The organism is Neobacillus sp. NRS-1170, from assembly GCF_050468025.1.
This window is the reverse complement of the sequence record NZ_JBITPF010000122.1, coordinates 1-5,870: the sequence shown is the minus strand read 5'-3', so window position 1 is coordinate 5,870 and position 5,870 is coordinate 1. Positions and strand designations below refer to the sequence as shown.

7 protein-coding genes are annotated in these 5,870 nt (G+C 33.8%); 2 read left to right on the top strand and 5 right to left on the bottom strand.

All coding sequences use genetic code 11. The features are described 5' to 3' along the window. Positions 1 to 458 precede the first annotated feature (458 nt). Positions 459 to 923 (top strand): low molecular weight protein-tyrosine-phosphatase, encoded by a 465-nt coding sequence (locus tag ACIFOT_RS32190; protein WP_430073026.1) that lies wholly within the window; start codon positions 459 to 461, stop codon positions 921 to 923. A 47-nt stretch (positions 924 to 970) separates the two neighbouring features. Here ACIFOT_RS32190 and norA read toward each other — a convergent pair whose 3' ends face one another. Then, a complete protein-coding gene (gene norA, locus ACIFOT_RS32185; protein WP_430073024.1) occupies positions 971 to 2,164 on the bottom strand; it encodes a multidrug efflux MFS transporter NorA in 1,194 nt (397 codons plus the stop codon). 120 nt (positions 2,165 to 2,284) lie between these two features. On the opposite strand from norA, the gene ACIFOT_RS32180 reads away from it, so the two are divergent. Beyond that, complete coding sequence (locus tag ACIFOT_RS32180) at positions 2,285 to 3,118, top strand: MerR family transcriptional regulator (protein WP_430073021.1); 834 nt, start codon at positions 2,285 to 2,287, stop codon at positions 3,116 to 3,118. Positions 3,119 to 3,348: 230 nt separating this feature from the next. Here the strand turns inward: ACIFOT_RS32180 and ACIFOT_RS32175 are convergent, their stop codons facing one another. From ACIFOT_RS32175 to ACIFOT_RS32160, 4 genes are all read right to left on the bottom strand, one after another. Then, positions 3,349 to 3,471: a hypothetical protein gene (locus tag ACIFOT_RS32175; RefSeq protein WP_430073019.1), complete on the bottom strand. Its 123-nt coding sequence runs from the start codon at positions 3,469 to 3,471 to the stop codon at positions 3,349 to 3,351. Positions 3,472 to 3,539: 68 nt separating this feature from the next. After that, a complete protein-coding gene (locus ACIFOT_RS32170) occupies positions 3,540 to 4,151 on the bottom strand; it encodes a LysE/ArgO family amino acid transporter (RefSeq protein WP_430073016.1) in 612 nt (203 codons plus the stop codon). A gap of 234 nt (positions 4,152 to 4,385) precedes the next feature. Then, positions 4,386 to 4,616, bottom strand: coding sequence for a DUF3951 domain-containing protein (locus ACIFOT_RS32165; RefSeq protein WP_430073014.1), 231 nt, complete (start codon positions 4,614 to 4,616; stop codon positions 4,386 to 4,388). Positions 4,617 to 5,337: 721 nt separating this feature from the next. Beyond that, positions 5,338 to 5,511 (bottom strand): hypothetical protein, encoded by a 174-nt coding sequence (locus ACIFOT_RS32160; protein WP_430073011.1) that lies wholly within the window; start codon positions 5,509 to 5,511, stop codon positions 5,338 to 5,340. Positions 5,512 to 5,870 lie beyond the last annotated feature (359 nt).

The window sequence follows — 5,870 nt, the reverse complement described above, 5'->3', positions numbered from 1 at the left end:
CATTACAGGAATGCTGCCCCTTAGTATATTAAAGGCATTACTCCTAATTGAAGAAAAGCAGGGGTTAGTTTAAGTGAAATTCTACACAATTAATCTGTTACACAAAAAAGAGTTATTTTAACACTAAATAAAGACAAATCACAAGGATTTTTTGGGAAACAGTCTGTAAAATTAGCTCTGGCGCCGTTCCATATTTCTGTTTTGTACATACGTTGTGTTTACGAATGAAAAGAAGCCACTGTACATGGCAGATGGTGCTTACTGAGATGATTTTGCTTTAAATCAATGTATGTTTATTTCTTATCATCGCTGGAGTAGCTTAATATTATAAGACCCCGTAACGGCTGGAGATGTGCAAAACAACACACCTGTTCACTGCACTATTTTGAAAATACATAATTCATTTCAAAAAAGACTATTAAAATGGAAAAAAAGATAAATCAAAAGGGGTTAAGTACATGATCAACGTTTTATTTGTATGCTTAGGGAATATTTGCCGTTCACCGATGGCTGAAGCTCTGTTTCGCCACTTAGTCAAAAAAGAAAATTTGACAAATAAAATCGCAGTTGATTCCGCTGCAACCAGTTCATGGCAAATCGGTTTCCCTCCGCACGAAGGAACTCTTGATATTCTGAAGAAATACAATATCTCTTCTAATGGGCTTGTTGGACGCCGACTAAAGAAAGAGGACTTTCGGAGATTCGACTATATTATCGGTATGGACGAAAGCAACATAAAAAATATTTACAGGATAACCGGAAAGCCTAATCATCCAAAGATCATTAGGCTGCTCGACCTGACCAAATACAGGAAAGATATCCCCGATCCATTTTTTACAGGTGATTTTGCTGAAACCTATCGTCTTATATCAGCTGGCTGCCGGGTATTACTCAATAAAATACGCAGAGAAAAAAACTTATAACAACATGGCATCTATCTTTCACAATTTTCGTCTTTATTTCAATTTGATTAATTAGCTACACTAGCCTTCACTTCGTTAGAAGAATCATTTGCTTGCTTCTTCCAGAACAATGTAATAACTATTCCCAGAGATAGTATCACAGTCGCAAAGTAGTAAGGGTAGTTAATATCTATATCAAATAATATACCCCCTAGAATTGGTCCACTAATGTTCGCTAAACTTGTAAACATAGAGTTCATTCCACCAACGAAACCCTGTTCGTTCCCGGCTATATTTGAAAGATATGAAGTTACTGCTGGTCGGAATAAATCGAATCCTACAAAAACAAGAAATGTAACAAGTAAAATAGAGAAATATGAATGAACTACGGTCATTAAAAAGACAAGTAAGGCTGATAATATTAAGCAGTATCGAATCAATTTAATTTCACCCGAAATTCGTGTAAGCCGATCAAATAATATGACTTGTGAAACTGCACCAAAAATTGCACCACCTGTGATAACAATGGCTATATCGGATGGTTTAAATTGAAATTTGTGGTCCACAAATAGACTAAAAAACGATTCAAAAGCTGCTAAACCAAATGAGGCAATAAAAATTAATATAAACGCAAGGAAATATTTTGGGGCGATAATACGCTTAAAGCCAATCTTTCCATCTGAGACTTGTTCATTACTTTCCTCATTTCTATTCGGCTCAGATAATAAAATAATAGAAAGTATAGCCGCAATTGCACCAAGTGCACCTGCAAAGAAGAATGGTATACGTGTTCCAAATTCCGCTAAGAATCCACCAATTCCTGGCCCAATAATAAACCCTGTACTAATTGCAGCTGACATATAGCCCAGTGCTTTCGGGCGAGTATCCAAATTTGTAATATCAGCAATGAAAGCTGTGACAGCAGGCATAATAAATGCAGCACTAATTCCACCCAAAATACGAGAAATAAATAACATTTCAATTTCATTGCCGATCCCAAATAAAAATTCTGAGAGACCGAAAATAAATAAACCAATTACAATCATAATTTTCCTACCCAATTTATCCGCTGCTTTTCCTGCAAATGGTGAAACAATCAATTGGGCAATGGCAAACGCTGCTGTTAAATAACCCACTGTTGTCCCAGTTATACCTAATTCATTCATCAGAGTAGGCATAACTGGAATTACAAGACCGATTCCCAAAAAGGCTATGAATAAATTCATTAATAATAATCCCAAGGTGACTTTATGAGTCTTCATCTTTTACATTCTCCTTAACTAAACTAATTACCTTAAACTAACTGGTATTGTTTTCTTTTGTTTACAATTTCCATCCTAGTGTATATAGTAACTATATAGTCAAGGGTGGTGCTGTAAAAAATGAATAAAAAAGATGGAAAATATTTAACTACAGGGGAATTCGCGAAGCTTTGCAAAGTAAACAAACAGACACTCTTTTATTACGATCAAATTGGGCTTTTCTCGCCGGAATTGAAAAATGAAAAAGGTTACCGTTATTATTCAATTCGCCAAATTGAGCTTTTCTTTGTTATTGATTTATTAAAGGATCTTGGTATGTCGCTAAACGATATTCAACAATATACACAAAATAAATCGCCTGAAAGTTTTTTGGCTATAATGTATCAAAAAAAAGAAGAGATTGTGAAAAAACGTCAGGAAATTGAAACGAAGGAAAAAATTATCGAAGCAAAAATAGCCTTAATGGAAGAAGCGTCACACCTTGATTTTCATCAAGTTACGCTTGAACATTTCCCAGAAGCAACACTATATTTAAGTAGAAATATTGAAAATATAACCGATGAAGAATTTGTAGAGGTCGTTTCAGATTTTATTAATGAATTGAACGTATCACAACTTGATTCAGGATATCCAATAGGTGTTATAACGAAACGGGAGCAAGTATTAAAAGGAGAATTCACTAATTATAGTTATTTATATATTGAGCAACCAAATCCAAAGGAAGGTTATCCGTATTTTAAAAGTGTTAAGGGTGATTTTCTCAGTGGCTATCATATAGGGGATGAAAAAACAATACAAAATACATATAAGCGACTTTTTTCAGAGATGGAACGTTTAAATTTAACCTTAGGTGATTATGTTTTTGAAGAGTATATTTATGATACAGTTGTAATGAATCATAAGAAACATTACGTCACCAAAATTATGATACAAGTCGATCAAATAGAGAGTTAATTCTTCAATAATTCTTGGATAGATGAGCATGAGAAAATTTAACCCAAGCTTTTTTTATTTTGATATTAATCAATCCTTGTTAAACAAACCTGCCCCGTTTGTTCAATAAGAAAAAGGATTGCCGAAGCAACCCTAAAAAGGCTTATGCAATTGCCCACATAAGCCGAAGTTATCTAAAACATTAACTTCTACATCAAAAAAATTAGTTGCCTCTTGTGGTACTTTAAATTCTAAAACCTTTCCTCCATTATTTTAATAATGTTAAAACATAACTTTTTAAATTGCTTTTCATCAATTTTTGGAGGTTCATTTGGCTTTTCATAAAAACCAGTTACACCGTTAGGAAGTTTCATTCAATACCCACCCTCAGTAGGTTGTAATTAATTATAATTTCGATTTCCTTATTGCACTATCCTCCCGTTTAGTAAATTAAACTCAAAAAGGAATATATTCCAAATAAAAAAATAATAAGACCCGATAATCGGTTTATCCATATTAACATTTGTTTTTTGAGAACTTCCCTAAAAAGCCCCACAACAAAGCAGAGTAAAAGCCACCAAATTCCTGAACCAATAAATACACCTATAACCATTGTTACCACTGAACCTTCATTAGCTTGAGTGAGACCTAATCCTGAGAAAATGCCAACAAAAGATAGTATCGTAATAGGGTTTGTCAAAGTAAGGAGAAAAACTGAGGAATAAGCACCAAATAAATGCTGACCTTGTACTGGTGCCGCATTTTTTGATGCTTTAGATATTGCTATTTTTATTCCCAAATAACAAAGGAATACTCCCCCCGCTAAATGAAACCAAAACTGTTGTCCAATAAAAAAATTCGTAATAAAGGTCAAACCAAGACCTGCAATTAGACCATATACAGCATCTGCACTTGCTGCCCCAACTCCTGATACTATTCCGTATATTCTCCCCTGACCCAACGTTCTTTTTATAACCAGTACACCTATGGGTCCCACAGGAGCAGCAATAGAAAAACCAATAAGTAATCCTTTTACAAACAAAAAAATCTCCATAGATGGGTATCCTTCCAAAAAATATATATTATTTAATGTAGATTAATACTATGTTACGATATCCTGCTTTGCACCACAATAAAAAAAAGCAGTCAAATAGACAGCTCTAATCTTTAACTCTAGCACCCTAATGTTCAATAAGAATGAAGAGTAATTGGGATTAAATTAGGAAGTAAAAATACTAAATACCAACCAACAACGGATGTTTTTTAAACTGCATTAATGTTATTAACTTTATAACTGTTTTCTTCTATTCTTATTCTTGTTGTCTCCTTGATCTTCATCTTCAGCTAGGATTTCTCGTTCTTCGTGAAACTGCACTTCAGATTGCCCTGTTATTTCATCAAATGGAGTATAGAAAGGTGGTACACTTTTCTTCTTTACAAACACTTTGAAAAAACCTACAAGAACTAATATTACAATAGCCGTTGGAAAACCTACTGCCATTATATCAATCGGGCTCATCTATAATCCCCTTTTCAATGTACTATCTCGATTGCTTCGCTTTTTTTTATAAATACGGTCTATATGGATAAAAGGTTTGTTTATACATCGAACCTGTATTGTTATTCAAATAAGAAAAACGACGCTTCGTTATTGAAGTATCGTACCCTTTAATTCAAGATGAAACTTACTTTTATTGTGTCATCTTCGGCTAGTAAATTTGAAAAGGCTAATTGTTAATTGATTTGATTATTATCTTTGTTATATTTTTTACCTACTACATTTACTAACTTTCTAATAAAGACAAGTTCTTGTTCTTTCCTATTCAACTTGGAACATCCCCCCTAATAATGATGTTTCAACTTGTAAAATCTTGTCCCTTAAACTCAGCAGTTTTAAATAATTATCATCATTAATTTCCGTATCAAAAAATATTGTACTGTATTAACCTTATTAGAGGGTTTCACAAATTACTGGATGGAACTATTTAGTTGGCCTTCCAAAGGATAAAATAATCTAAAACTTTTAAAGACCTGTCTTATGTCTGTTTGTGGTCTTGAACTTAACTGCATAGCACCACTTCATTTATACAAATATTAAGATTATTGCTGATTTTCTGCCTTCACTTAACTGCCCCTTTTAAAAAAGGGGACCACCGCAGCAATCACACTCTTTAACTCTTGCACCCATTAGTATAAGTATAATTCTTCACAAACTAATACTCACCCCTAAGCAAATAATTCTACATTGTTTCTGTTCCTTTTTCTTTAATGACACCAACCAATAATACAATAAGCCCTAAGATGAAAATAATTGGAAACAAGACCCACATAATTAATCCAGCCCAACCATTTCTAACAATAAATGCATATGTTAAGCCGATTGAAAATGAAAGGAAAGGTGCGATTGCTATCATAATGGTAATGCCCCAAATAATATACTTTCTTTTTTTGACTTACCTTTGCTAAATTGCCAAGCAACTACTGAACCCAGTATTGCAATCGCTAATGCTACCATAATTGCTGTCAATTATTTTTCCCCCCTTTATATTATTGAATATATATATTCTGGAAGAAAATACAAATTCCTTCTTCGACAAACCTGCCCCGTTAGCACAACAAGCAAAAAGACCTCCGCAGCGATCCATCTTTAACTCTAGCACCCGTTAGCCATCCATGAAGCGCAAAAATCATCGCTTCACCACAGAGAATGAAAATGGATCAGGCAGTCTATACTGTTTTAATGCTGGCGAAGAAGGTCTTTGAACTATGGTGC